Annotated in this window: 28 protein-coding genes and 1 tRNA gene; 14 read left to right on the forward strand and 15 right to left on the reverse strand. The window is 61.8% G+C overall.

The window, feature by feature from the left end; genetic code table 11:
- Window positions 1–30: 30 nt before the first annotated feature.
- From KBY99_RS02510 to KBY99_RS02540, 7 genes are all read right to left on the reverse strand, one after another.
- Window positions 31–270, reverse strand: coding sequence for a DUF1816 domain-containing protein (locus KBY99_RS02510; protein ID WP_254997129.1), 240 nt, complete (start codon window positions 268–270; stop codon window positions 31–33).
- Window positions 271–331: 61 nt separating this feature from the next.
- Entirely contained in the window at window positions 332–2,089 is a 1,758-nt protein-coding gene (rlmB, locus tag KBY99_RS02515) for a 23S rRNA (guanosine(2251)-2'-O)-methyltransferase RlmB (RefSeq protein WP_254997130.1), read from the reverse strand.
- 15 nt (window positions 2,090–2,104) lie between these two features.
- On the reverse strand, window positions 2,105–2,512 hold the full coding sequence (locus KBY99_RS02520; RefSeq protein ID WP_254997286.1) for a ribonuclease III domain-containing protein: 408 nt from the start codon (window positions 2,510–2,512) through the stop codon (window positions 2,105–2,107).
- A gap of 16 nt (window positions 2,513–2,528) precedes the next feature.
- Window positions 2,529–2,873 (reverse strand): STAS domain-containing protein, encoded by a 345-nt coding sequence (locus KBY99_RS02525; protein ID WP_254997131.1) that lies wholly within the window; start codon window positions 2,871–2,873, stop codon window positions 2,529–2,531.
- Between the two features lie 95 nt (window positions 2,874–2,968).
- On the reverse strand, window positions 2,969–4,105 hold the full coding sequence (gene carA, locus KBY99_RS02530; protein ID WP_254997132.1) for a glutamine-hydrolyzing carbamoyl-phosphate synthase small subunit: 1,137 nt from the start codon (window positions 4,103–4,105) through the stop codon (window positions 2,969–2,971).
- Between the two features lie 22 nt (window positions 4,106–4,127).
- On the reverse strand, window positions 4,128–5,171 hold the full coding sequence (trpD, locus tag KBY99_RS02535; protein ID WP_254997133.1) for an anthranilate phosphoribosyltransferase: 1,044 nt from the start codon (window positions 5,169–5,171) through the stop codon (window positions 4,128–4,130).
- A gap of 105 nt (window positions 5,172–5,276) precedes the next feature.
- Window positions 5,277–5,609 (reverse strand): DUF3288 family protein, encoded by a 333-nt coding sequence (locus KBY99_RS02540; RefSeq protein WP_254997134.1) that lies wholly within the window; start codon window positions 5,607–5,609, stop codon window positions 5,277–5,279.
- A 75-nt stretch (window positions 5,610–5,684) separates the two neighbouring features.
- On the opposite strand from KBY99_RS02540, the gene KBY99_RS02545 reads away from it, so the two are divergent.
- From KBY99_RS02545 to KBY99_RS02575, 7 genes are all read left to right on the forward strand, one after another.
- Complete coding sequence (locus tag KBY99_RS02545; protein WP_254997135.1) at window positions 5,685–7,466, forward strand: ABC transporter ATP-binding protein; 1,782 nt, start codon at window positions 5,685–5,687, stop codon at window positions 7,464–7,466.
- A gap of 91 nt (window positions 7,467–7,557) precedes the next feature.
- Entirely contained in the window at window positions 7,558–7,836 is a 279-nt protein-coding gene (locus KBY99_RS02550) for a hypothetical protein (RefSeq protein WP_254961114.1), read from the forward strand.
- A gap of 26 nt (window positions 7,837–7,862) precedes the next feature.
- Window positions 7,863–8,561 (forward strand): peptide-methionine (S)-S-oxide reductase MsrA, encoded by a 699-nt coding sequence (gene msrA, locus KBY99_RS02555; RefSeq protein ID WP_254997138.1) that lies wholly within the window; start codon window positions 7,863–7,865, stop codon window positions 8,559–8,561.
- Window positions 8,562–8,569: 8 nt separating this feature from the next.
- Window positions 8,570–8,860, forward strand: a complete 291-nt coding sequence (locus KBY99_RS02560) for a hypothetical protein (protein WP_254969505.1) — start codon at window positions 8,570–8,572, stop codon at window positions 8,858–8,860.
- 13 nt (window positions 8,861–8,873) lie between these two features.
- Complete coding sequence (locus tag KBY99_RS02565; RefSeq protein WP_254997140.1) at window positions 8,874–9,068, forward strand: hypothetical protein; 195 nt, start codon at window positions 8,874–8,876, stop codon at window positions 9,066–9,068.
- On the forward strand, window positions 9,065–9,406 hold the full coding sequence (locus tag KBY99_RS02570) for a hypothetical protein (protein WP_254997141.1): 342 nt from the start codon (window positions 9,065–9,067) through the stop codon (window positions 9,404–9,406). Before KBY99_RS02565 ends, KBY99_RS02570 begins: the two co-directional genes overlap by 4 nt.
- An 11-nt stretch (window positions 9,407–9,417) precedes the next feature.
- Window positions 9,418–9,491 (forward strand) — tRNA-Pro (locus KBY99_RS02575).
- A 104-nt stretch (window positions 9,492–9,595) separates the two neighbouring features.
- On the opposite strand, the gene KBY99_RS02580 is transcribed toward KBY99_RS02575, so the two are convergent.
- Together KBY99_RS02580 and KBY99_RS02585 are read right to left on the reverse strand one after the other, a co-directional pair.
- Window positions 9,596–9,820, reverse strand: a complete 225-nt coding sequence (locus KBY99_RS02580; protein WP_254997142.1) for a hypothetical protein — start codon at window positions 9,818–9,820, stop codon at window positions 9,596–9,598.
- 118 nt (window positions 9,821–9,938) lie between these two features.
- The gene (locus KBY99_RS02585) at window positions 9,939–10,793 is read right to left on the reverse strand and encodes a 3'-5' exonuclease (protein WP_254997143.1); all 855 of its coding nucleotides are present in this window, start codon (window positions 10,791–10,793) and stop codon (window positions 9,939–9,941) included.
- Window positions 10,794–10,917: 124 nt separating this feature from the next.
- On the opposite strand from KBY99_RS02585, the gene KBY99_RS02590 reads away from it, so the two are divergent.
- The 4 genes from KBY99_RS02590 (at window position 10,918) to KBY99_RS02605 (ending at window position 15,090) form a co-directional block, all read left to right on the forward strand.
- A complete protein-coding gene (locus KBY99_RS02590) occupies window positions 10,918–11,373 on the forward strand; it encodes a peroxiredoxin (protein ID WP_254997144.1) in 456 nt (151 codons plus the stop codon).
- 2 nt (window positions 11,374–11,375) lie between these two features.
- Window positions 11,376–12,110, forward strand: coding sequence for a DUF1350 family protein (locus KBY99_RS02595; RefSeq protein WP_254997145.1), 735 nt, complete (start codon window positions 11,376–11,378; stop codon window positions 12,108–12,110).
- 200 nt (window positions 12,111–12,310) lie between these two features.
- The gene (locus KBY99_RS02600) at window positions 12,311–13,363 is read left to right on the forward strand and encodes an FIST signal transduction protein (protein WP_254997146.1); all 1,053 of its coding nucleotides are present in this window, start codon (window positions 12,311–12,313) and stop codon (window positions 13,361–13,363) included.
- A complete protein-coding gene (locus KBY99_RS02605; protein WP_254997147.1) occupies window positions 13,363–15,090 on the forward strand; it encodes a putative bifunctional diguanylate cyclase/phosphodiesterase in 1,728 nt (575 codons plus the stop codon). The genes KBY99_RS02600 and KBY99_RS02605 overlap by 1 nt, the downstream gene beginning before the upstream one ends.
- On the opposite strand, the gene acs is transcribed toward KBY99_RS02605, so the two are convergent.
- Window positions 15,087–17,069 (reverse strand): acetate--CoA ligase, encoded by a 1,983-nt coding sequence (acs, locus tag KBY99_RS02610; protein ID WP_254997148.1) that lies wholly within the window; start codon window positions 17,067–17,069, stop codon window positions 15,087–15,089. The two genes, KBY99_RS02605 and acs, sit on opposite strands and share 4 nt — an antisense overlap.
- Before the next feature lie 133 nt (window positions 17,070–17,202).
- Between acs and KBY99_RS02615 the strand changes: the two genes are divergently transcribed.
- On the forward strand, window positions 17,203–17,865 hold the full coding sequence (locus KBY99_RS02615) for an HAD family hydrolase (protein WP_254997151.1): 663 nt from the start codon (window positions 17,203–17,205) through the stop codon (window positions 17,863–17,865).
- Window positions 17,866–17,879: 14 nt separating this feature from the next.
- On the opposite strand, the gene sds is transcribed toward KBY99_RS02615, so the two are convergent.
- The 5 genes from sds to KBY99_RS02640 all read right to left on the reverse strand — a co-directional run bounded on the left by sds (window position 17,880) and on the right by KBY99_RS02640 (window position 22,432).
- A complete protein-coding gene (sds, locus tag KBY99_RS02620) occupies window positions 17,880–18,851 on the reverse strand; it encodes a solanesyl diphosphate synthase (RefSeq protein WP_254997152.1) in 972 nt (323 codons plus the stop codon).
- A 23-nt stretch (window positions 18,852–18,874) separates the two neighbouring features.
- Complete coding sequence (gene murI / locus KBY99_RS02625) at window positions 18,875–19,699, reverse strand: glutamate racemase (protein WP_254997153.1); 825 nt, start codon at window positions 19,697–19,699, stop codon at window positions 18,875–18,877.
- The gene (locus KBY99_RS02630; protein ID WP_254997154.1) at window positions 19,696–20,784 is read right to left on the reverse strand and encodes an N-acetylmuramoyl-L-alanine amidase; all 1,089 of its coding nucleotides are present in this window, start codon (window positions 20,782–20,784) and stop codon (window positions 19,696–19,698) included. The genes murI and KBY99_RS02630 overlap by 4 nt, the downstream gene beginning before the upstream one ends.
- Window positions 20,785–20,792: 8 nt before the next feature.
- Window positions 20,793–21,611, reverse strand: a complete 819-nt coding sequence (locus KBY99_RS02635; RefSeq protein WP_254997155.1) for a carbon-nitrogen hydrolase family protein — start codon at window positions 21,609–21,611, stop codon at window positions 20,793–20,795.
- Window positions 21,612–21,673: 62 nt separating this feature from the next.
- Window positions 21,674–22,432 carry a 2-phosphosulfolactate phosphatase family protein gene (locus tag KBY99_RS02640; protein WP_254997287.1) on the reverse strand — a complete coding sequence of 253 codons (759 nt, stop codon included), beginning with the start codon at window positions 22,430–22,432 and terminating at the stop codon, window positions 21,674–21,676.
- Between the two features lie 51 nt (window positions 22,433–22,483).
- Between KBY99_RS02640 and KBY99_RS02645 the strand changes: the two genes are divergently transcribed.
- Both KBY99_RS02645 and KBY99_RS02650 read left to right on the forward strand, forming a co-directional pair.
- Window positions 22,484–24,061, forward strand: a complete 1,578-nt coding sequence (locus tag KBY99_RS02645; protein WP_254997157.1) for a UbiD family decarboxylase — start codon at window positions 22,484–22,486, stop codon at window positions 24,059–24,061.
- Window positions 24,061–24,546, forward strand: a complete 486-nt coding sequence (locus KBY99_RS02650; protein ID WP_254997158.1) for an Rrf2 family transcriptional regulator — start codon at window positions 24,061–24,063, stop codon at window positions 24,544–24,546. Before KBY99_RS02645 ends, KBY99_RS02650 begins: the two co-directional genes overlap by 1 nt.

Raw genomic sequence — 24,546 nt, forward strand, 5'->3', positions numbered from 1 at the left:
CTATCAGCCAGCGGCAACGGCCACTAGCCCTCAGTCGAGCTCGGTGAGCGGTTCGCCCCGCCGGGTGCGCAGTAACTGGTGATCCAGAGAACCCGGAGATTCAGCCCGGAGGTCGTTCAAGAAAGCCGGCAGATGTCTTTCCAGGGTGCCGCGACGCACGAAGGGACCAAACCAATAAACAGCATTGGGAGAGTGGGTTTCTACCCGTGCCCACCAGGCCAGGCCCAGACCATTAGCGCAGCTGCGCACTGGCCACAGCAGGGGATTCATGAGGCAGGAGCGGCTTGTGATCCATTCTGCCCGGCGTCGGTACCGTGGCTTGAGGGTTGAGTCACAGTTGAATATCCCCAAGGAAACCAGATTTGGCGGCTGGCTCCATACCCAGGTCAATGACCGGTTCCTGGTTGACCGGTTCCTGGTTGGCAAGTTCCTGGTTGAGCGTGATCGCTGCAGCAATCTGGTGCTCTGCCGATAGCTCTGACTGATCCTCTGGCTCGATTTCCGGCATTACCTCTTGCTCCAGCTCGGGCTCCTGATCGTGAAGAAGCTCAGGGGATCTATCCGGCTGGCCAGCGGGCAGTTGCTGCGCTGCTGCAGAACTCGCTTCGGGTGCCGTGGGCTCTTCCTCAGGCTCGGGGCTAGCGGCTGGAGCCGGCAGCTGGGGGCGCACCAAGCGGGGCGCGGGCTGGGAACCGCTCAACCCCTTCATCCAGCCACGCCGTGCCACCTCATAGAGCAGCAGGGCGGTAGCCACAGAGGCGTTAAGGCTTGGTGTGGCGCCACGCAGAGGGATGCGCACCAGCTGGTCGCAGTTGCGGCGGGTCAGCATGGAGAGACCATCACCCTCAGAGCCGGTGACAATGACCAAAGGCCCAGCTAGATCGGCCTCCTCCAGGCTGACGGTGCCCTCGGCTGCCAGACCCACTACCCGATAACCCTCCTGCTTAAGGGTGTCGAGGGCGCGGTTGAGGTTAACCACCCTTGCCACGGGCAAGTGCTCAAGAGCACCTGCCGCAACCTTGGCCACCGAGCCCGTAAGTCCAGCGCTGCGGCGCTGGGGTAAAACCAGGCCATGGGCACCCAGGGCTTCGGCACTACGCACAATTGCGCCGAGGTTCTGGGGATCAGTAAGACCGTCGACCGCCATCAGCAAGGCCGGCTCACCAATGGTTGCGCAGCCCTCCATCAGGGTCTGTAGATCAAGGGTCTCAGCTGCCGCTGTTTGCAGGGTGATGCCCTGGTGCACGGCACCTCCGGTGAGCTGACCCAGGCGCGCCCAGGTGACCTCCTCAACCAGTACTCCCGATGCCTTGGCTTCTCGCAGCAGCTGCAGAAACTTGGGGCTGAAGCGCATTTCTGGAGTGCACCAGACGCGATGAATCGGTCGACCGCTCTCAAGTGCCGCCTGGGCTGGATGCCGGCCCCAGATCAAATCGGCGCTGGGATCGACGCTGTGGCGCTCCGCATCACCGCTGGGGGGAAGGGTATCGGCGTCGACGATCAGCGGCTTGCCAGCAAACCTGCCAGGCGCTGGGCGGCTCCCCGTGTCAAAACGTCGGCCAACAGGGCGACCATCAGGGCGACCGGCCCCTTCAAAGCGACCCCCACCCTCATAACGACGGCTATCTGGGCGGCCAGAGTCGGGACGGCGGCCCTGGGGACGACCTTCAAAGCGGCCGCCGGGTCGCCGCTCGTAGGGCTTGCTGTCTGAGCCGGAGCGATCGCTGGAAAAACGGGGAGCAGGCGGACGCTCGAAAGAAGGTCGCTCGCTGTCACCACGCCGTTCAAATGGGCGGCGCTCGCCGCGACTACTGGGGCGGTCGGCTGGCCCATCGCGGCGGGGCTGGAAGCGGGACACACCCCGGGGAGCGGGTCGTGCACCGGTCTCTCGCCGGGGATCCCGATCTCTTGGCCCTTCACGGCCTTCACGGCCCTCACGGCCTTCTCTTCCCTCACGCACCTCACGGCCTTCACCGGCTCCATCACGGCGCCATTCAGGCTTGGGACCGCTGAAGCGGGGCGGACGGCCAGCCCCGCGGGCGCCGCCCCCCGTCCGCTTCTCGGGACGGCGTTCAAATCGTGGGCTCATGGCGTTGTCTGCAGGTTATGGATCGATCTCCTGCAAGTGATCTAGCAGCTCGGCTAACCGGGCAGGCTCGTGGAGAAACAACCAACCAAGCAGGGCCTCAAGGCCCGTTGCCTGGCCGTAGGCCGCCGCATCCCCCCGCCGGGGGCCCCTGCCAGCCCGATTGCGGCCCCGGCGCACAAGGTCTCGCTCCGCATCAGTGAGCTGTTGATCAAGCTTCTCCAGTGCCAGAGCCTGGGCGTCGGCACGCACTGCCTGCACAACCTCCTGGTGCAGGGTGTGGGAGCGGCCTGGACGCTGACAGCGCTGCAGGCGGTGATGAAGCTCCCAGACCGCATCACCCAGCCAGGCCAGCTGTAGCGGGCCTAATTCGGCTTGGGGAGGATGGGGGGCAAGGCCAGCTAGCCAGCTCGAAGCGGGCCGCAGCTCAGCCTTTCCCTGCTCAAGCGGCGAGGTTGCCAAGGGCTGTTTCGAGGTCGGGCTGAAGGTGCAGAAATTCTTCTAGGCGCACCAGCTTCACGGTTTGAACAACCCGGGCATTACCCACCACCAAAAATTTCTGCTTATCGCCGTTGCACTGCTTAGCAAGCTGGACCAATGCGCCAAGACCGGACGAGTCGAGGAAGTCGATGTGGCTTAGGTCGATCACCAAAGGCTGACCATTGCCGCGGTGAGAGGCCACAAATTCGCCGAACTGTTTGTCGGAGTAGGCATCCAGCTGGCCAGTAAAGCTGAACAGCTGGCAGTGGGCCTGCTGCTCGAAGCCTCCTCGCAGGGAGACAGTCAATCGCTGCAGGTCGTTGATGGCTCCAGTCCTCGATCCGTTCTGGGGCGAAGTGTAGGGAGCAATTTTGCCGCTGCAGAAGACGCAACAAAAATGCGTTAGCGGCGGCTGGCCATCAGGGCGGCGAAGCGAGCGAAATGATGGTCGGCGTCGTGGGGACCGGGACTGGCCTCCGGGTGGTACTGAACGCCAAACACCGGTGCCTCCAGCAGCTCCAGAGCAGCCACGGTTTGGTCGTTGAGGTTGTGGTGGGTTACCCGCACTCGGTCGGCGGGCAGGGATTCGGGTACGAGGGCAAAACCATGGTTTTGGCTGGTGATCTCCACCTGCCCTGGGCTGCCGCAAGGGTGATTTAAACCGCGATGGCCGTAGCCCAGTTTAAATGTGGTGCCTCCAAGGGCCAGCCCCAGGATCTGGTGGCCAAGGCAGATGCCAAACAGGGGGAGATTGGGCAGGGCGATAAGACTTTTGGCGAGCTCAATAGCGGAGCTAACGGCGGCCGGATCGCCGGGCCCATTGGACAGGAACACTCCCTCGGGCTTGTAACTGAGGACCTGCTCCAAGCTGGCATCGGCTGGAAGCACGGTCACCTCGCAGCCGTGGGCCGCAAGACGCTCGAGGATCGCCCGTTTGATGCCGAAATCAATTGCCACCACACGGTAAGGGCGATCAGGCTGGGATTGCATACGGGCATCAAAAGCGACCCCACAGGTTTGATCCCAGTGATAAGGATTAGGAGTAGTAACTGATGCCGCCAGGTTTAGGCCCTGCATCGAAGGGGCCGAGCGGACTTGATCAAGCAGGGCCGAAGCCGAGGTGCCATCACTGCAAATTGCGCCGTTGATCGCGCCACCATCACGTAAATGACGCACGAGAGCTCGCGTATCAATTGCTCGAATTCCAACTACTCCATGGAGTAGAAGCCAGCCATCTAGGTCACCCTCTGAGCGCCAGCTACTGGTACAAGGTGAAAGCTGGCGGGCAATCACCCCACGCACGTGGGGGCGATCCGCCTCCTGATCGGCTTCATTGATCCCGGTATTGCCCAGTTCGGGGTAGGTAAAGGTGACCAACTGCCCGGAGTAACTCGGGTCGGTCATGACCTCCTGATAGCCGGTCATGCCGGTGTTGAACACCACTTCTCCGATGGCCGTGCCCCGGGCCCCGAAGGCCTCACCCCTCAGCACGGTGCCGTCGGCCAACACCAGCAAGGCAGTGGCAGCGGGCTCGCTCACGGGTTCAGGGCAGTTGCTTTGATCATCCTGCAACGGGGGCTGGCAGGGCGGCGCGTAGCCGCTCTAGGGCTTGCCAGCCAGCTCCATCGGCAATGGCCTGCTGGGCCAGGCTCAAACCAGCGGCGACTGAGTCCGTCAAACCAGCGGCCCACAGCACCAGCGCTGCGTTGAGGGCCACCACATCAGCCTGGGCGCGGCTAGCTCGGCCCTGGAGCACGGCTTCGAGGATGGCTTGGTTGGTGGCGAGATCTCCACCTGCAAGATCGGCGATCGGAGCAAGCTGCAAGCCCAAGGCCTCAGGGTCGAGCTGGTCGTTGCTCACAACTCCAGATTTCACCAGTCGCAGCGAATTAACTCCAGCAAGGGAGGCCTCATCAAGGCCGCCATGACCATGCACAACCACAGCTCTGCGCAGCCCCAGCCGGGCCAGGGCCTCAGCCATCGGATCGAGCAGATCAGGCCGGGCCACCCCGAGCACCTGGGCCTCGGGCCGCAGGGGATTTACCAATGGGCCCAGCAGATTGAAAACAGTCCGTACCCCCAGGCTGCGGCGCAGGGGGGCCAGCCCCACCAGCGCCGGATGCCAACCAGGGGCGAACAAAAAAGTCACCCCCGCACTTGGTAAGGCACCAATCACCTGCTCCTGGGGGGCCTGCAAATGAATGCCCACTGCCTCCAGCACATCGGCTGATCCCACCCGACCACTGGCACTGCGGTTGCCGTGCTTGGCCACGTGGGCGCCACAGGCGGCAGCCACAAACGCCACAGCCGTTGAAATATTGAAGCTGTCGGCCCCATCGCCACCGGTGCCACAGGTATCGACGAGCGCCAGGGAAGGGCGGGAAGCCGGCAGCGGACAAGCTTCTCGCAAGACCTCAGCCATTGCCGCCAGCTCCTCGCCATTAACTCCCTTGGCTCGCATGGCGGCCAGCAACCCTCCGGTAAGCACTGGATCGATCTGTTCGCTCAGCCAGCCCTGCATCAGCTCGGTGGCCTGTTGGGCCGACAGCGACTCGCCATTGAGCAGCTGGTCCAACAGGGCAGGCCAGGACTGAACAGTGGGCATAGCTAGTAAAAAGCCCGGGTGCAAAGCACTCCGGGCCGGGTGATGGGGACCTATCCACTATCACCCGAAGAAGGGGTAAATGGCGATGACTGCCTTGGCAAAACGTCAGGTCTGCTCCTGGTCAGCGGTGTCAAAGCTAGAGCCCACCGCCTCACTCGCCGCTGGTGCGGGCCGAAAACCTTTTGCCCAGATTGCCTGGGTGCGGCTGTGCAGATCTTCACGGCTAAGACCCCACAAGCGCAGGGTCTTGGCCAAATCTGAGCTGAGATCACGGGCACCGGGAAAGGCCTCGTAGCGCATCAACAAACGGGCAGCATCAACCAGGTGGTGGTCGGCTGGCACCTCAGCGGCAAGCAGCCGATCCACCACCTCGCGATCCGTGGCGTAAAGCGGATGGCTTTGATCATTGCTGCCGGATTGGGAAGGAGCGGAAGCCATGGCGCAGCTGTTGCTGAGGCCAGCCTGCCGGAAAAGCAGCTGCCTAGGTTGGTGGACCTGTGAAAACGGCCCCTGATGGGAGCCATACGGCTGGATCTGATCCGTCGCTACCTGCGGCCCCATCGCAAGGTGGTGTTAATCGGCGTCGCCGCCCTTGTGGTGGTGAACCTGCTGAGCGTCTCCATTCCCCTTTTGGTGCGGCGGGTAATCGACGACCTGCAGGATGGTTTCGCTCTTCAAGACGTGCTGGCTCAGGCGGCGCTGATCGTCGCCCTGGCAACGGTGATGGGGGCGGTGCGGCTCTACTCACGCATGCTGGTGTTCGGGGTAGGCCGGCAGGTGGAGGCCGAGCTCAAACAACAGATTTTTGATCACCTGCTCAAGCAGGAACCCGGCTGGGTGCAGACCACAGGCAGCGGCGAGGTGATCAGCCGAGCCACCTCCGACGTCGAAAACGTGCGCAGGCTCCTGGGCTTCGCCGTGCTGAGCCTCACCAACACGGTGCTGGCCTACGCGCTCACCTTGCCAGCAATGCTCTCCATCGACGGCTGGTTGACCGTGGCGGCGGTGGGGCTCTACCCCCTGATGTTGATGGTGGTGCGCCTGTTTGGCGGTCGCATGATGCGCCAGCAACGCCGCCAGCAAGAGGCATTGGCCTCCTTAAGCGACCTGATCCAGGAGGACCTCTCCGGCATCAGCGCCATCAAGATCTACGGCCAGGAGAGCACCGAGCAGACCGCCTTCGCCGGTCGCAACCGCATCTACCGGGATGCTGCCCTGAATCTGGCCCGCACCCGCAGCACCCTCTTTCCTCTGCTGGAGGGCATCTCGTCCATCAGCCTGCTCCTGCTACTCGCCTTGGGCAGTGGCCAACTTGAAAGTGGCCGCCTCAGCATCGGCGACCTGGTCGCCCTGATTCTGTTTGTGGAGCGGCTGGTGTTCCCCACTGCCCTGCTTGGGTTCACCCTCAACACCTTCCAAACCGGCCAGGTGAGCCTGGAGCGGGTAGAGGAGCTGCTGCGACGGCGGCCCTTGATCGTTTCTTCAGCTTCACCAACTCCCCCAGCCAAGCCCGCTCGGGGGGCTGTGGAGGCCCGCGGCCTCACCGTGCGGTATCCCAACGCGCCTCGACCAGCCCTGGTGGACGTCAGTTTTGAGCTCCACCCCGGCGAGCTTGTGGCAGTGGTGGGGCCCGTGGGCTGCGGCAAAACCACCCTGGCCCGTGCCCTGGGGCGCATGGTCGAGGTCGATCCCGGTCAACTTTGGCTCGATGGGGTCGACATCACCGCTCTGGATTTGGCTGAACTGCGGGGCCAGGTGGGCTTAGTCCCCCAAGAGGGCTATCTGTTTACCGCGAGCCTGGCCGACAACCTGCGTTATGGCGAGCCGGATGCGCCGTTTGAGCGGGTCGAGGCAGCAGCTCGCCAGGCCAGGCTTGAGGGCGACATCAAGGGATTTCCCGACGGCTACCAGACCCTGGTGGGGGAGAGAGGCATCACCCTTAGCGGCGGCCAGCGACAACGCACAGCCCTGGGGCGGGCCCTACTGGTTCGCACCCCCCTATTGGTGCTTGATGACGCCCTAGCCAGCGTCGATAACACCACCGCTGCCGAGATCCTGCGCACGATTCGCAGTGAGCAGGCCAATGCCCAGTCAAATGACCAAGGTCTGGGTCGCACCGTATTGATGATCAGCCATCAGTTGTCGGCGGCTGCCGCCTGTGATCGAGTGCTGGTGCTCGAAGATGGCCGGCTAGTGCAGCAGGGCCACCACAGCGAGCTCGTGGCTGAGCGCGGCACCTACCGTCGCCTTTGGGATAGGGAGCAGGCAACGGAACAGCTGAGGTCGGCCGGCTGATCTCAATACTTGTTGAGCTGTTCAGCCAAGTGACCTAGATGGGGCTTAGGTGGATGGTGTCGCCTTTTGCGTTCCACGCCTAGGAGGATCCATGGAGCCAGTTGCCCCGATTACCGGCTTGCCCTACCGGCTGCGCTGCACCCTGACCTTTGGCGACATCTACGGGCAGATTTTGATCTGGATGCTGGTGATCTTCGCCAGCCTGGCGGCTGGCTTGGCCTTGATGGGGGCCAGCAAGCCGATCTTTGCCCTTGTGGGTGTGGGCCTGATCCTGGTGCTTTCCCTGCCGTTCCTGTTGTTCGCCTTCACCACCACTCTCCTTAATCACATTGCCTTTGAGCCCGACGCGGCAACTAAAGGGACTCTCTAGGCTCCGATTTCATTGCAATTAGCTGCGTGTTCGGCCTGTTTCAGGGCACCCCTCAGGCCCAAGCTCCCCACGTTGTTCTGGGCACCCCAATTGATGCGGCCATAAAGGGCGGCCAGTCAGAGGCGGTTTTCGGTTGCGGCTGCTTTTGGGGAGCCGAAAAGGGCTTTTGGCGCCTGCCTGGCGTGGTTACAACAGCCGTGGGCTACGCCGGTGGCTCAATCCAGCAACCCAGCTACGACCAGGTCTGCTCTGGACGCACGGGCCACAGCGAGGTTGTGCGAGTGGTCTGGGATACGGCCCTGATCGATTTCAGCGATTTGCTGAAGCTGTTCTGGGAATGCCACGACCCCACCCAGGGGAATCGCCAGGGCAATGATCGGGGCAGCCAGTACCGCTCGGTGATTTATGCGGATGATCCTGGTCTGGTGGCCCTAGCAGAGGCCAGCCGCGACGCCTACCAGACCCTGTTGAGCAGCGCTGGCTTTGGGGAGATCACCACTGAGCTTCGCAGCAACCAAACCCTTTGGTACGCGGAGCCATATCACCAGCAATATCTAGCCAAACCCGGCAGCCGGCCTTACTGCTCGGCCCAGCCAAGCGGCCAAAGGCTCGGGGAATTTGCGGGCTCGGCCTACAAGCTCGATCCACGGGTGTGGTCTTCCTATGACTGGACGGTGGCCCACTGCGTGTTGCGGGGGGAGAATGCCCCAATTCAGCTGGCCTGAGCATGTCCATGCCGCTGCTTGCCCTCGCCTTGCTCTCAATGGGGTCGCCCTGGTGGGAGGACTACGGCATCACCGAACAATTCATCTGCCCCGATCAGAGCCGGGTCACCCTGGAGCGCAATGACGCCCAAGCCTCCCTGCTCACCGGACGCTTCCGCTCCACCATGTTTCGCGAGGCCTCAGACCTACCAGGCATCCGTTATCGCAACGAGCAACTGACCTTGGTACTCAGAGGCGATGTGCTGACTATGGAGCAGCAATTCAGAAGGTTGGAGTGCCTGCGCACGGACCAGGTATGAGCAGGAAAGCGCTGTGAACCCCTTACCGGATCGCCTGGTGATTCTTGGGTTACTCATCACCCTGGGGCTCTGCTTTGCCCTGATCTTCTGGAGCGTCAAACTGAACCCGAGGCCCGAACCCCAGCTGCAATGGCGCGATAGGCCCTCCGGTCAGCCGACCGGTCAGCCGTCCGGCTGGTTGAACGACCCCAAGGCCCCCCTGCTGTGAGAAAGCTCGAGCCCAGGCCACGCAACCGCCCCCTGCATCCTCTGCCTAAGGGGCTTGTGGAGCTCTATGGGTTGCTGGCCGTGTTGTTTGTGCTGGTGCCTGAGTGGATGGCTGGCGGCGCCCTGCTGAGCTTCTCAGCCAATCGCAAAGGTTCGGACCTGCCTGCGGCCTCAGCCGTATGGAGCCGCTTGCCCGAATTGCGGCTGGCAGGCCTGGGGGTCGGTGAACTGCGGCAACTAGCCCGTCGCCTGCGGGTTCCTGGGTATGCAGTTTTGGGACGGGAGCGACTCACAGAACGGCTGATACGCCGGCTGAAACAGCGCAAAGCGCTGTGGTAACTTCGATCTGCCGGGGCGTAGCGCAGCTTGGTAGCGCACCACTTTGGGGTAGTGGGGGTCGCAGGTTCAAATCCTGTCGCTCCGATTTCGACAATTCACCGATTACCAAGGTGACCTTCTTCCATGCCGGCTTCCCCAGCCGGTTTTTTTATGCTCCGCCGCCGCTTGCCAATGAGGGCATGCAGGCAATCAGGGCAACCTGGTGCTCACATTCAGGCGTTCCAACCAGAGATTGACGCGACGTCGCAGCCGGGGCGGCACCTCCTGCAGCAGCTGACCCAGCTCATGGGCGCCGACCCTGCGCAGATCGCGCACATCGACCCGCCAAAGCCCCTCGGCTTCGCGGATCAGCCGTGCCCAAGTGCGCACGGCCTGCCAGCTGAGCAGCCGCTGCCGCGGCATCCGACCAGCCATGGATCCATGGCAACTACCAACTCAGCCTGTGGCGGCCACGGCCAAATGGCGATAGAGCACCGTTCGGCTTCGGAGATTGGAAGAAAAACCATGACTAATGGGTACCAGTTCCGGGCGTTCAGGCCACTTGTGAATCGGCCTCCACCCTCTGGACCTCAAAAGCCAGGGCTAGGGCCTGGCGCTCGCTTAGTCGACGACTCCAGGCACCTCGCACCGGTTCATTCCAGCGAAAGCCTGCCTGTTTGGCCTTATGCCGTTCGGCATAGGGAAGATTGGCCCGATAGAGCAGCTTCGGCTCCATAGCTGCAGCCAGTAGGCCTTCGAGGTTGTCGCAGCGCTCCAACACCTGAACGAGATAGGTGCAATCGGTAAGGGCCCGATGGGCAGCCCACACCGGCACCCCGTAGGCCAAGGCCAGATCGCGCACCGAAGGGGCCGTCCTCAGGTGTCGCTCAGGCGGCCACTCGATATCGTCCATCGAGCAGATCCATGGCTTGTCAATAGCCGGCAGCGGTCCCAGCCCAAACCACTTGGCATCAAAGGCTGCGTTGTGGGCGAGCACCGCATCGGCCCCGGCGAGCAGGGCAAGGAAATGCTGGAGGCCCGCCTGCCAGGGCTGGGAGAGTCTGGTCACTTCAGCAGCAATGCCATTGACATGCTCCGCAGGGTTGGCAGCAGCTGGCAAAAGAAAGGAAACCTGGCTCAATACCGACCTACTGGGTACATGAAACAGAACTGCTCCGACCTCGATGCACTGGGCTGAAACCGGCTCCAGACCCGTGGTCTCCGTGTCCAGGATCAGCAGGTTGATAAGTGCTGATCGGGATTGTGGATCGCAGTTGGAAGGGCTGGGTTCACGAGCCACAACCTGCTTGGGCTGGGGCGCTGGGCTCAAGGCCGGGGTTGCACTCACCAGGCTCAGCAGGTCGCTCTGCTGCCAGAGGCTTGGCTGTTCCTCGATAGGGCCAGTCACATCTGCCTGCGTCGCTCAACCCATCGTCCCAGCCCACCGCTAGAAAAACAGCTACGACTTGAACAACGACTACGGCAACCAGGACAGCTGCCTAGGGTGAAAACGATTGCCCAATTTGATTTAGATGGCACTTGCCGCCGGAGATCGAGCCCCCCTAGTTGCCCTTAATGATCAAAATGGTGAGGAGCACCGCAGCGATCAGCTAGCCGGCAAGGCATTGGTGCTGTTCTTCTATCCAAAGGACGACACCCCAGGCTGCACCGCTGAAGCCTGTGCCTTCCGTGACAGCTACGCCGACCTTCAGTCCCTGGGAGCTGAGGTGTGGGGTGTCAGCGGCGACGACCAGGCCAGCCACCAGCGCTTTGCCAGTCGTCACAACCTGCCCTTCCCGCTTCTGGTGGACCAAGGCAACGCCCTACGCAAAGCCTTCGGAGTGCCAAATGTGCTTGGGTTGCTGCCAGGCCGGGCCACCTACGTGATCGACGGCGAAGGCGTAATCCGCCATGTGTTTAACAACCTTCTTGATGGCGCAGCCCATCGCAACGAAGCGCGGGCGGCCTTGCAACGCCTCGCCCTCTGACCATGACTGGCTGGCGGCAGCGCGGCGATATCTGGCAACTGGAGGCCAAGCGACCCAACCGCGGCACGCTCGAATTCATCGGTGGCAGTTACCTGGCGGCGACCCCCCAACTCAGCTACCGCCGGCTTCTGGAGGCACTGGCGGCTAGGGGCTGGCGGATTAGGGCCTGGACCTATGTGCCTGGCTTCGACCACCAGGATCAGGCCAATAACGCCTGGCGCCGGTTCCGTCAGCTGCGTGATGCGGATGGAGAAGAGGGCGACTCCAGCAGGTTGATGTTGCGACTTGGCCACAGCCTGGGCTGCAAGCTGCACCTGCTGGCACCCGATGGGGGGCGGGGGGGCGCCGGCCTAGTGGCCTTGAGCTTCAACAACTTCTCAGCCGAGCGCTCGATACCACTGCTGGCGGAGCTCGGTCAGCAGTTCAACTTTCGCAGCGAGTTCAGCCCCTCACCGGAGGAAACCCTGCAGCAGGTGGCTCGCACCTATCTCCAACCCCGCAACTTATTGGTGCGATTCAATCGAGACCAAATCGACCAAAGCCAACGGCTGCTGGGGGTGCTGCAAGGTCGTACTGGAGATGCCAGCCTGCTGAAGGAATACCCGGGCGATCATCTCGCCCCCGCTAGCGCGGGGCTGCGACAGAGCCTGCTGGGCCAGTGGGCCGACGATCCCGCTAAAAAAAGATCCCTGGATGGCATCGCAGCGGCTGTTGATGCTTGGGCCAGCGGGTCCTAGATGCTGAGCCGTCCCTACGGGGGTAGACAATTGTGAGTAACAGTCGGGGGCATACTCCGACGCATGAGCCAGCCTCAATGGTCACGCCGATGGTTGCTGAAAGCTGGGTCAAGGTAGGCGCCTCTTCGTTAAACGACACCGGCCAGGCCCTTGAGCAGGCACTGCAGGCTCTGCAGTGCCCCCAGGATCCCAAGCTGATCGTGACCCTGCTTGCGCCAAATTTTGATCTGGCGGCGATAGCCGAGCAGCTCTATGGGACCTTTCCCCATACGCAGGTGATTGGTTGCACAACATCTGGCGAAATCACCCCAGGCGGTGCGGTGGCCAATGCGCTGGTGCTGTGGGCCCTGGGAGGCTCGGCAATTGAGATAAGTACGGGTTCTGGTCAGGGTGATGCGCAAGGCCTGCGCCAGGCTGCAACCGAGGCAGCCCACTGCCTGGACCATCTTGAGCAACGGGCCAATACGGTCTTGATCGTGCTCTCCGATGGCCTTTGCGGTGATCAAATGGATGTGGTACGCGGCGCCTACGACGTAGCTGGAATCGACGTTCCCCTGGTGGGAGGCTGCGCCGGCGACTATCTAGCGATGAGCCGAACCCGGCAGATCCATGGCCGTAGGGTTATGACTCAGGCAGTGGTGGCAGCAGCAGTTAGTTCCGACCGCCCCTTAGGCATCGGCGTAAGCCACGGCTGGACCCCAGCAAGTGACCCTATGTTGGTCACTGGGAGCAAGGGAAACATTCTGTCGACTTTGGAAGATAAGCCAGCACTTGATGTATACCTCGATTTCTTCAATCCAGAAGATATTGTTCGGACCGACCCTGCCGCATTCGCCAATTTTGCTGCGACTCACCCCATTGGAATACGCCGGCGCGATAAAATCGAGATGCGTCACGTCACCGGCTTCAACCTCGATAGGCGAGAACTGATCTTGGTGGCAGAGGTTCCCCAGGGAGCATTGGCCTTCCTCACTGAAGGCAATTTCGATTCTGTTCTTAATGCGGCAGCCCAGTCCTGCATTTCGGCTGTCGAGGCCCTAAACGGGTTTCCGCCGGCTGGCTTACTGCTATTCGACTGCGTCTCACGAAGGGCAGTATTTACAGAAGAGCGCGTACATGAAGAAACTGATTTAATCACCAGCAGTTGCGGAGCCGTACCGATGGCAGGGTTCTACACCTATGGAGAAATTGCTCGCACCAAAGGCGCAGGAGGCTTTCATAACCAAACCCTCGTAACACTGGCGATCGGCTAATGGAGACCTCCTGGTCCCTGCATATGCTTTCGGAGATTCTCTCAGCTTTCTCCACGGAGGATCCAGACAATCTCCGCAATGTGCTCAACCGGGTGGCTGAATCAGTTGATGCCGAGGTGGCAGCAATCATCTGCGATCAATCAATTGACTGGTGCATAGGGCTATCAGACGAGGATCAGCAACTGCTTCTGGGGGAGTTAAACAACCAACCAGGCGATATGACCATTCGTTCAGGCATCCTCCGCACCTGTTGGGCTCCTATGGGTCCAATGGACATGCTGTTTGTGGGCCGCCTCGGTGAACGTTTTGACTTGGAGGAACGGTCCCTGCTGCGAGCTATGGGCCGCAGTATCGAACTAAGTATAAAAATATTAAGGGCTGTTACATCGGAAAGACAGGCACGTAAGGACGCCCTTCTTCAAGCAACTCATGACGCCCTTACTGGTCTGCCCAATCGGCGCATGGTGCTGGATCGCCTGCAGGCAGCGATTGATCATCTTTCAGCAGATAACTCCCTTTTTACAGCGGTGCTTTTTATCGATATAGATCGCTTCAAGTGGATCAACGATGCCCATGGACACAGCGCCGGCGACCAACTACTAATTCATGTCAGTCGTGTCCTAAGACACGTAGTTCGCCATGACGATCTAGTCGGTCGTCTATCGGGAGATGAATTTATCGTTATCACCCGTACAAGCCACCGAGATGATGCCAGTCAATTGGCCAGCCGGATTATCGAGGAAATCCGTCAGCCCCTAAAGGTTGCTGGCTCAGAACTCAGCCACACCGTGTCGATCGGCATCAGCTTTGTCCAGCCAGGAGATAGCCCATCAACTCTGCTGGAAAATGCGGACATGGCTATGTATCAGGCAAAGGCCTTAGGCCGTGGTCGCCACTCAACCTTTCATTCGACCATGCGTCTGCAAGCCCAACAACGTCTCTCGCTAGAGGAGTCCATCGGCAATGCGGTGCAAAGCGGGGAAATCAAACCCTATTTACAACCCATCTTCCGCCTCGTTGACGATACCCTCACTGGCTTTGAAGCCCTGGCTCGCTGGGAACATCCCCAACTAGGACTGCTGATGCCCGCCGCCTTTCTGGAACAAGCCGAAGACAGTGGCCTGATCCAGGAGATCGACATGTGTGTGTTTGCGAGCGCCTGCGCTGTTATCGCCAGGTGGCAGCAGATTCACAGCCTAGGCAATCTGAGGTTGTCTTCAAACCTGTCTGCCCGCAGTCTTGCCGACCCACGGGTGAAGGTACGAATCAAAGAAATACTAGAATCAACAGGAATCAATCCGGCTAGTGTTTACCTAGAGATTACAGAAACAACCCTTGTTGATGATATTGAATCGACAATGGCCACTATCAACGTACTGCGAGATCTTGGCCTACGACTGGCAATTGATGATTTCGGCACGGGGTATTCATCACTGCTATACCTAAAGCGCTTCCCGGTAGGGGTTCTTAAAATTGATCGCTCATTTGTGAGCGGATTGGGAAAGAATCCAGAAGATGAGGTGATTGCAACCACAATTCTCACTCTCGCCAAGGCTCTCGAACTGGAGGTAGTGGCTGAAGGAGTGGAAAGTGAGGCCCAGATGAATCGGATGCGCGAATTGGGTTGTGCTTACGGCCAGGGATACTGGTTTGGACGTCCGATCACCATTGAGTCAACGGACGTCGCCTTCATCGAACCGCTTCGCCTGGCCCCCTTAACCCCCTAAACCCTTAGGGCATCGAGTACTGAACGGTCCTCCAAGGTGGAGGTGTCACCAGTCACTTCCTGGCCAGAGGCCAGGGCCCGCAGGATGCGGCGCATGATTTTGCCGCTACGGGTTTTGGGCAGGGAATCGGTGAAACGAATTTCATCGGGCTTGGCGATCGGTCCGATCTCTTTGCCCACATGGGCCCGCAAATCGGCAATCAGGGCGTCGTCGCCGCTGCGACCCGCCTCCAAGGTCACAAAGGCCACGATCCCCTCACCCTTGAGCTCATCGGGCCGGCCCACCACCGCCGCCTCAGCCACCGTGGGATGGCTCACAAGAGCACTCTCAATTTCCATCGTGCCGAGTCGGTGACCACTCACGTTGATCACGTCATCAACCCGGCCCATTACCCAGAAATAGCCGTCGGCGTCACGCCGGGCGCCATCACCGGCGAAATACAAGTAGGAGCCATCTGCGGGTCGGATCTCCTCCCAGTAGCTCTTGCGGAAGCGATCCGGATCGCCATGCACGGTGCGCATCATCCCTGGCCAAGGCCTACGCACCGCCAGGTAGCCACCAGCATCAGCCGGCTGGGAAACGCCGTCCATGTCAACGATGTCGGCCGCGATTCCCGGCAGGGGCAGGGTGCAGGAGCCCGGTTTGGTGGGGGTGGCGCCGGGCAGGGGGCTGATCATCACGCCGCCGGTCTCGGTCTGCCACCAGGTGTCCACCACCGGGCAGCGGTTATGGCCGATCACGTCGCGATACCACATCCAGGCCTCGGGATTGATCGGCTCACCAACGCTGCCGAGGATTCGCAGCGAGCTCATGTCGTATTGATCGGGCACAGCGCGGCCGCTCTTCATGAAGGCCCTGATCGCCGTGGGGGCGGTGTAGAAGATCGTGCAGCGATGCTTCTGAATCACCTCCCAGAAGGCGCCGGGTTTGGAGGGCCGCGGTGCACCCTCATACATCACCGTGGTGGCGCCATTGGAGAGTGGGCCATACACGATGTAGCTATGGCCGGTGATCCAGCCCACATCGGCGGTGCACCAGTGGATGTCGTCGTCACGGATGTCGAAGATCCACTGGAAGGTGAGGTGGGCCCAGAGGTTGTAGCCGGCAGTGGTGTGCACCACCCCCTTGGGCTTGCCGGTAGAGCCGGAGGTGTAGAGCACAAATAGGCGGTCCTCGCTGGCCATGGGCTCGGCGGGGCACTCGGCGCTCTGCCCATCCACCAGCTCGTGCCACCAGTGGTCCCGGCCGGTAGCCATGGTGCAGTCGCCCTTGATCCGCTGCACCACCAGCACATGCTCAACGCTTGGTGCACCGCCATTTGCCGCGAGTGCCTCATCCACCGCGGGCTTAAGGGGCACGGGCTTGTCCTTACGGAAGCCGCCATCGGCGGTGATCACCGCCTTCACTTGGCCATCGATCAGCCGATCCCGCAGGGCATCGGCTGAGAAGCCGCCAAACACCACCGAGTGGGGGGCACCAATGCGGGCACAGGCCAGCATGGCAATGGCTGCCTCAGGGACCATCGGCATGTAGAGGGCAACTAGGTCCCCCTTGCCGATGCCAAGTGCCTTGAGGGCATTACTCGCCTTACACACCTCGGCATGCAGTTGGCGGTAGGTAAAGCTGAGGCTGTCGCCGGGCTCCCCTTCCCAAATCAGGGCGGTCTTATCGGCCCGAGGGCCATCGAGATGGCGATCGAGGCAATTGAAACTCAGGTTGGTGGTGCCCCCTGCAAACCACTTGGCGAAAGGGGGATCACTCCAATCGAGCACCGAGTCGAAAGGCTCAAACCAGTGCAGCTCACTACGGGCCAGGTCGCCCCAGAAGGCATCGGGATCACGCTCAGCCTTGCTGCATAGGGCCCGGTATGCATCCAGAGAGCCAATGCGGGCCGAGGCGGACAGCTCAGCTGGAGGCCCAAATAACCGTTGCTCCTGAAGCACCGATTCGATCGTCGGGCCCGTTGTGGCATCAGGCATAGGTGGCAGAAGGGCGGTTGCTAACGGGCGGTTGCTGACGGGCGGTCTCTAACGGGCGGTTGCCATAGAAAAATTAAACCAGCTGGCGCCGCAGTCCCAGGCTCCTTGCACCGGCATGTAATGGGCCGTCGTGATGCAGGATAGATATATGGGTCCTGCCGCCTGCCTGTTCGATCTCGACGGCCTGCTTCTAGACACCGAACCACTGCAGGCCAGGGCTTGGCATAAAGCAGCCGCCCACTTTGGTTGCCAGCTCGGTGCTGAACAGTTGCTCAGGCTGCGGGGCCAGCGCCGGTTGGATTGTGCTGCCTTGGTATGCCGCTGGATCGAAGCTTCAGGCTCCAATCCCCCGAGTTGTGAGGCTTTGCTGGCCGTGCGCCAACCCCTGGCCGATGCCTTGGTGCCCACCGCTGCCGCAATGGACGGCGCCGCCGAACTGGTGCAGATGTGCAGGGATCACCAGGTCCCCATGGCCCTCGTCACCAGCAGCACCCAGGACGCGGTGCGGCGTAAGGCTGCACCCCACCGATGGCTGGAGCTGATCCAGGTAAGGGTTTATGGTGATGATCCAGCCCTGGCGGCGGGCAAACCGGCGCCGGACCCATTTCTGCTGGCAGCTAAACGCCTAGGCCGCAATCCCAGCGACTGCTGGGCCTTCGAAGATTCAGCCGCCGGCATCGAGGCCGCAGTGGCCGCCGGTTGCCAGGTGTATGCGCTTCTCCCAAGCGACGCAGATGCCCAAGCCACACCTGCCGGAGTGATCCGCCTCAATTCCCTCAGAGATGTGCGCTGGTAGCTGTCTGAACAGCGTCAGTAGAGGCGACTAAGGACGAAATCAGGCAGGGCCCGCAAGGCGCTGCGCGGTTCGGAGGGGGCTAGCCATTCCAAGGATTCAGCTGCTTCCCGGGCGAAGCCTTCAGCCAAGGCCCGGGTGCGGGGAATGGCCTCGCAACCCCTCACCAGTTCAAGAGCTTGCTCGAGATCACCTTCCTCACAAAATTCGCGTTCAATCAAGCAGGCCAGGGCAGGGCGCTCCTGGAGTGCATAAAGGGCCGGAGCGGTGAGATATCCGGAGGCCAGATCGCTTGCAGCTGGCTTGCCGAGCTGCTGATCACTGCCAGTGAAATCGAGAATGTCGTCTACGACCTGGAAGGCCAAACCCAACTGGCGGCCGAAACGATAAAGATCATCGAGCTGGGCCCCTGGCAAACCCGTAAGTACGCCAGCTGCCCTAGCGCTATTTGCAATTAGCGAGGCTGTTTTGCAGTAGCTCTTTTCGAGGTAAGTCTCGAAGCTCTGGCCGGTGTCGTAGCGGAAAAGGCCCTGTTTCACCTCGCCGTCTGCCAAATCCATGATCACCCGGCTGAGCAGCTTCACCACCTCGAGATCATCGAGATTGGCCAAATGCCAGCTGGCCTGGGCAAAAAGGAAATCCCCAGCAAGCACCGCCACTCGATGATTGAAACGGCTGTGCACCGTATCAACTCCGCGGCGGGTTGCAGCCTCATCGACAACGTCGTCGTGGACGAGCGAAGCCGTGTGGATCATTTCAGTGATCTCCGCCAGGCGGCGGTGGCGGGGGCCCAGCTCACCATCCGGTGCTACTGCCCGCGATAGCAAGAGCACAATGCCGGGTCGCAGCCGCTTACCACCTGCAGCAAACAGATGCTCTGCTGCAGCCTGCAAAATCGGATGGCCAGCTCCTATAAGGCTGCGCAAGTCGGCCAGCAGGGCATCTAAGTCAGCCTCTACGGGCTGGAGCAGCTCTGCAACCGTTGCCACAACACCTCCGCCGTGGCGTGATCCTAGAAGGCTTGCCCCATCGACCGCAGGTCCACCCGCTCAACGGCAGGCCGGTAACCCAACCAGCGGCTCGCCCCGTCGGCAAAGGCTTCCGCAGATCCACTGACGCAGACCCGGGTGCGCTCGGCTGGGGTCACCACCTCCACCGCTGCGAGTTCGCCCTCCGGCATGCCGCCCATGCTTGCCAAAAGGGGCCCTAGTCGCCGTACTGCCGATTCAGCTGGGTCAACAAGGCGCACATGGGGAGGCAGCAGGGCCGTGAGCAAGGGGCGCAGCATCGGGTAGTGGGTGCAGCCCAGCACCACCGTGTCGACACCGGCTGCGAGTAGGGGCTCAAGGTATGCCTTGGCATCCAGTATCAGGTCTGGAGACTGGAGATCACCGGCCTCGATCAAGGGCACGAAGGTGGGACAGCCCACCTCGAGCACAGAGGTGTGGGGCCGGCAGGCATGGATTGCCCGCCTATAGGCACCGCTTGCGGCTGTGGCGGGAGTAGCCAACACCCCCACGCACTCGCTGTTCAGGTCGGCAGCAACACTGTCGATCAGCCCCACCACGGGAACGCCGGCCTCCGCCACGGCCACATCAAGAGCGAGGGCATTGGAGGTGTTGCAGGCCATCACCAGAACTCCGACCTGTTGGTTGCGCAGCCAGCCCACCACCTCAGCGGCAATGGAGCGAATATCGGCGACGCTGCGCTGGCCGTAGGGAACTCGGGCCGTATCCCCGAGATAAAGACAGGAGGAATGGGGATAGCGCTCCTGAAGTCTCCGCAGCACCGTGAGGCCCCCCAAGCCGCTGTCAAATAGCCCCACCAAAGCGCTCATGGCTGACCCTGCAGGGCGTTAAGAATTCCAGCGCTCAGGGCTAAAGCCATGCGACGACGAAAATTGGCATCGGCGAGGCGCCGGGAATCGAGTTCACCGGTGACAAAGCCCATCTCAACAAGGGCGGAGGGCATCACAGTGCGGCGGATCACGAAAAAGCGTCCGCTACGCACGCCGCGATCAGGACTGCCAGGGGAAATGGCCACCATTTGCTCCTGCAAGGCCGAAGCCAGTCGACGGGAGGGCGATCCCGCACCCTCAAAGAAAAAGGTCTCGATGCCATTCACATCGGGACGGGCCATGCTCAAGGCGTTGGCGTGCACGCTCACAAACAGATCGGCACCGCTGCTGTTGGCCAGGGCCACCCGGGGAGGCAGGTCAACGTCCACCTCAGAGGTGCGTGTCATCAACACCTGGACGCCGCGGGCCTGCAATAGCCGGGCGATTTGCAGACAAACATCAAGCACTACGTCGGTTTCCCGTAGGCCACCAATGCCGACGGCACCTGGATCGGGGCCCCCATGGCCAGGGTCGATCACCACCTTGAAGCGGCCCCGGGGCACAACCGGCAAGCCATCGGCGGAGAGGGGCGTAGCTGCGGTGGGGAAGAAGGTCTGCTGATCGGCGCCAAAGCTGGCGACAGCATCGAGGTCTCCCTCGCCGAGGCCAAGCCCAGCTTGGTTGCCAAGTCCCGGCAACTCCATGCGCCAGCGGTCGCGGGAGGTGCCCACCAGGCGCAGGCCAGAGGGATCGAGCTGGGTACCTGGCGCAAATTCCAGCACCAGGCGGGTTGTGAAGCCATCTGGACGACCAATCCGTACCTCACGCAAGGCACCACTGCCTCGCACAGTGCGTGTGCGCGATGGGGCACCGGGCAGGTCTACCCAGACCCGGGGGCCCCTAAAGCCAGTACCAGCCTCAAAAAAGGCCTGGGGGCGTACATCGATACTGGTACGCAACTCCAGCTGACCGCTGCGGGAAACGCGCCAGGCCGCGAGGGAAGAAGCCCAGGCCGGTAGATCGGCCATCAGCAAAGCAACCGCTGCCAGAGCAGCACTCCAGCGGAATCTGACGGACCAGGGCATCGGGACAGTCAGAACAGGGCCGGCCGGCGGTGCCTCAGGCTGGGCATCTGGGCCCTCACCCTCTGGGCATGGCCCGGATCGATCGGGGCAATGGCAGCGCTGACACTTACGCCGGCATCTGCCAGCACCGTGCCCCAAGGGTCGATTACCAAGGCATGGCCGTGGCTCTGCCTGCGTCCGTAGTGCTGGCCCGTTTGGGCGGGGGCGACCACGTAGGCAGTGTTTTCAATCGCCCGGGCCTGCAGCAGCACCTGCCAGTGGTCCTTGCCGGTAAAAGCGGTAAAGGCTGCGGGCACAAACAAAACATCAGCCCCTGACTGGGCTAGGTGGCGATAAAGCTCAGGGAAGCGAACGTCGTAGCAGATCGACAGGCCAATCCTGCCAAGACCGGGCACATCAACTACAGGGGGCAGTTGGTCTCCGGGCTGCACCGTGGCCGATTCCCGATAGGTGTTGCCGTCGGGTAAGTCGACATCGAAGAGGTGGATTTTGTCGTAGCGAGCCAGCAGCTGGCCCTCCGTTCCTACTAACTCAGCTCGGTTGAAGGTCTGCCCCGGTCCAGCTGGGACGGGGAAGCCCCCACCTAACAAGGTCACTTGATAGCGGCGCGCCATCGTGACCAGGAAACTGCTGCAGCGCTCAGCCAAAGATGGGGCCAGCTCAAGTCGCTGCTCGTCCTCCCCCATGAAAGCGAAGTTTTCGGGGAGCCCGACCAACTCAGCGCCGCGACGGGCAGCCAGCTCAATCTGCTCTTCCGCTGAAGCGAAATTCCCATCCGGATCCGGGGTGCTTGTGAGTTGCACAGCTGCCGCCAGAAAACTGCTCACTCACTGCCCCAACCAATCCGACTGACTTTAAGGGAAGTGCCAAGAGGCGTTCCGCACGGCTGCTACGAGCCGGCTTTAAGCACCCCGGGTTCGGCCTGGAAGGGCACGATCTTCAGGCTGTCAACAGAGGCACAGCATGCGAAGTCGGCGTCGTGGTTGCCAATGCCCATCAAACGCTGGCCATGGCTGGCGGCGCGCAGGCACCCTTCGGTGTCCTGGCCCCACTGGTGCCAAACCGCCAGGGCAACATACATTTCATCGTTGGCGATGCGGGCCGGCCTCTGGCTGGCAGTCCCAATGGCAAGCAAGGCATCAGCCACGGCCCCGGCAGCAAGGCTGTCTTCCAGGGAGTAATCCCCCTCCCAACCACTTCCAACGATCCAGACCGTCTCACACTGCTTTTCCCAAAGGCTTGTTGCCACTGCGGTGCGATTCGGAAGGCAAGCGGTGAGAAGCAATGGCACAGCTTTGACCGCTGCCAAGGAGCGGGTGCCATTGGTTGTGCTCATGAAAATTCGCTTGCCTGAAACCAGCTCCGGAGTGATCGCAACCGGTGAATTACCTAGGTCATAGCCATCGATGCGTTTCCCCCCGCGCTCCCCTGCCCGCAAACGGGACTCCACAGGCCAGGCACTAGCCGCTGCTTCGAGTTTGGAGAGATCCGCAAAAGCCTCGACGGCCTCCGCACCTCTCTCCAGGGAAAAGGCAATCGTGGTTGTGGCCCGCAGCACGTCGATCACGACGGCGGCATCGGGGCCTCCCTCGCTAGGAGGAACCACCTCGGGAACCGTTTCTGAAGTCGCGAAATAAGAGATCTGCACCGGCACAGCCAAGGGAGGGTGCGCCACAGTAGGCAGTACTGGTCAAACTTGATGGCAGCTACGGCGTCCCCCCAGCGCAGCCGCCGTGATCTTCGCGGCTTTATTGCGCTCTTGGAATCACGCGGCGCCCTGCGCCGGATCACCGCGCCGGTGGATCCAGACCTGGAGTTGGCAGCGATTGCCGACCGGGTGCTGGCAGCTGGCGGCCCGGCCCTGTTGTTTGAAAATGTGATCGGCTCCACCATGCCGGTCGCCGTGAACCTGCTGGGCACCCAGGAGCGGGTGCTGTGGAGCATGGGCATGGAACAACCAGAGGAGCTGGAACGGCTCGGCGAGCGCCTAGCCCTGTTGCAGCAACCTCGCCCCCCCAAGGGGGTCCGGGAGGCGGTGCGCTTTGGTTCTGTGCTACTGGATGTGCTCAAGGCCAGGCCCGATCTCGACCTCACCCCCCCCTGCCACCAGCAGGTGTTTAAGGGCGAGGCAGTGAACCTTGATGCCCTGCCCCTGCTGCGGCCCTGGCCCGGCGACGGCGGCCGGATCATCACCCTGGGCCTGGTGATCACCAAGGACCCAGAAACTGGCACACCCAATGTGGGCGTGTACCGGCTGCAACAACAGTCGGCGAACTCAATGACCGTGCACTGGCTGAGCGTGCGCGGTGGCGCTCGCCACCTGCGCAAGGCGGCGGCGATGGGCAAAAAGCTTGAAATCGCCATTGCCATCGGCGTGCATCCGCTGCTGGTGATGGCGGCCGCCACGCCGATCCCTGTGCAGTTGAGCGAGTGGCTGTTTGCTGGCATCTACGCCGGCGAGGGCGTGCGGCTCGCTAGGTGCAAAACAGTAAATTTGGAGGTGCCGAGCCACAGTGAAGTGGTGCTGGAAGGCACGATCACCCCTGGCTCTGAGCTGGCTGACGGACCATTTGGCGACCACATGGGCTTCTACGGCGGCGTCGAAGATTCGCCCCTCGTCCAGATCCAGTGCGTCACCCAGCGACGTGATCCGGTGTACTTCACCACCTTCAGTGGCCGGCCCCCCAAGGAAGACGCCATGTTGGCGATCGCCCTAAACCGCATCTACACGCCGATCCTGCGCCAGCAGATCCCTGAAATCGTCGATTTCTTTCTGCCGATGGAGGGGCTCAGCTACAAACTGGCTGTGATTGCCATCGATAAGGCCTATCCAGGCCAAGCCAAGCGGGCCGCGATGGCCTTCTGGAGCGCCTTGCCCCAGTTCACCTACACCAAATTTGTGGTGGTGGTGGATAAAAGCATCAACATCCGCGACCCGCGCCAAGTGATCTGGGCGATCAGTGCCCAAGTAGATCCGCAGCGGGATTTGTTTGTGCTCGAAGACACCCCCTTTGACAGCCTCGATTTCGCCAGCGAGCGCCTGGGCTTGGGCGGCAGGCTGGCGATAGATGCCACCACCAAGATCGGTCCAGAGAAGCGCCACCCCTGGGGCGAACCGCTTAGCCGTCCCGCCGAGCTGGAGTCCAGGCTCGATGCCCGTTGGGCCGAGCTTGGCTTGGCAGATATCGGTAAGGACGAGCCAGATCCAGCCCTGTTCGGTTACACCCTGGAGCACGTGCTGGAGCGGCTGGCGGGGCGGGCAACGGCTGAGGCGTGATGCTTTCTCGCCAGGCCAGCCATGCTCTTAAGGCCCTGTTGGAGCTGGCAGCAAGGCCCTTGGAGTGGCAGTCAACCCACGCGCTGGCCACGACCCATGATCTACCCGAACCCATGCTGGAACAGCTGCTCCTGCGCCTACGCCGAGCCGGGCTGCTCGATGCGAGGCGGGGTCGGGTGGGCGGCTACCGACTCACCAGGCCTGCGCGGGACATTTCAATGGAGCAGATTTTTGCAGGGCTTGGCGAAGCTTTGATAGTCGGCGAAGCTTTGAGTGTTGGCGAGGCATTGAAAGAAAGTGCGAATCGGTCCGCACCGTCGGAGCCGGCCAGCTCTCCAGCCGATCAAGTGACCAATGCATTGCAGCTACGGCTAGAGCGGGTCCGGCAAAAGGCGCTGGCGGATCTCAGTCTCGAAGACCTGCTGTTCGACCTCCGCAGCGCCGTGGCCGGATCCGATGGCGAGGGTGGGGTGATGCTTGGTTAA

The organism is Cyanobium sp. Maggiore-St4-Cus (assembly GCF_024345615.1).
In the GTDB taxonomy this organism is placed as follows: domain Bacteria; phylum Cyanobacteriota; class Cyanobacteriia; order PCC-6307; family Cyanobiaceae; genus Cyanobium_A; species Cyanobium_A usitatum.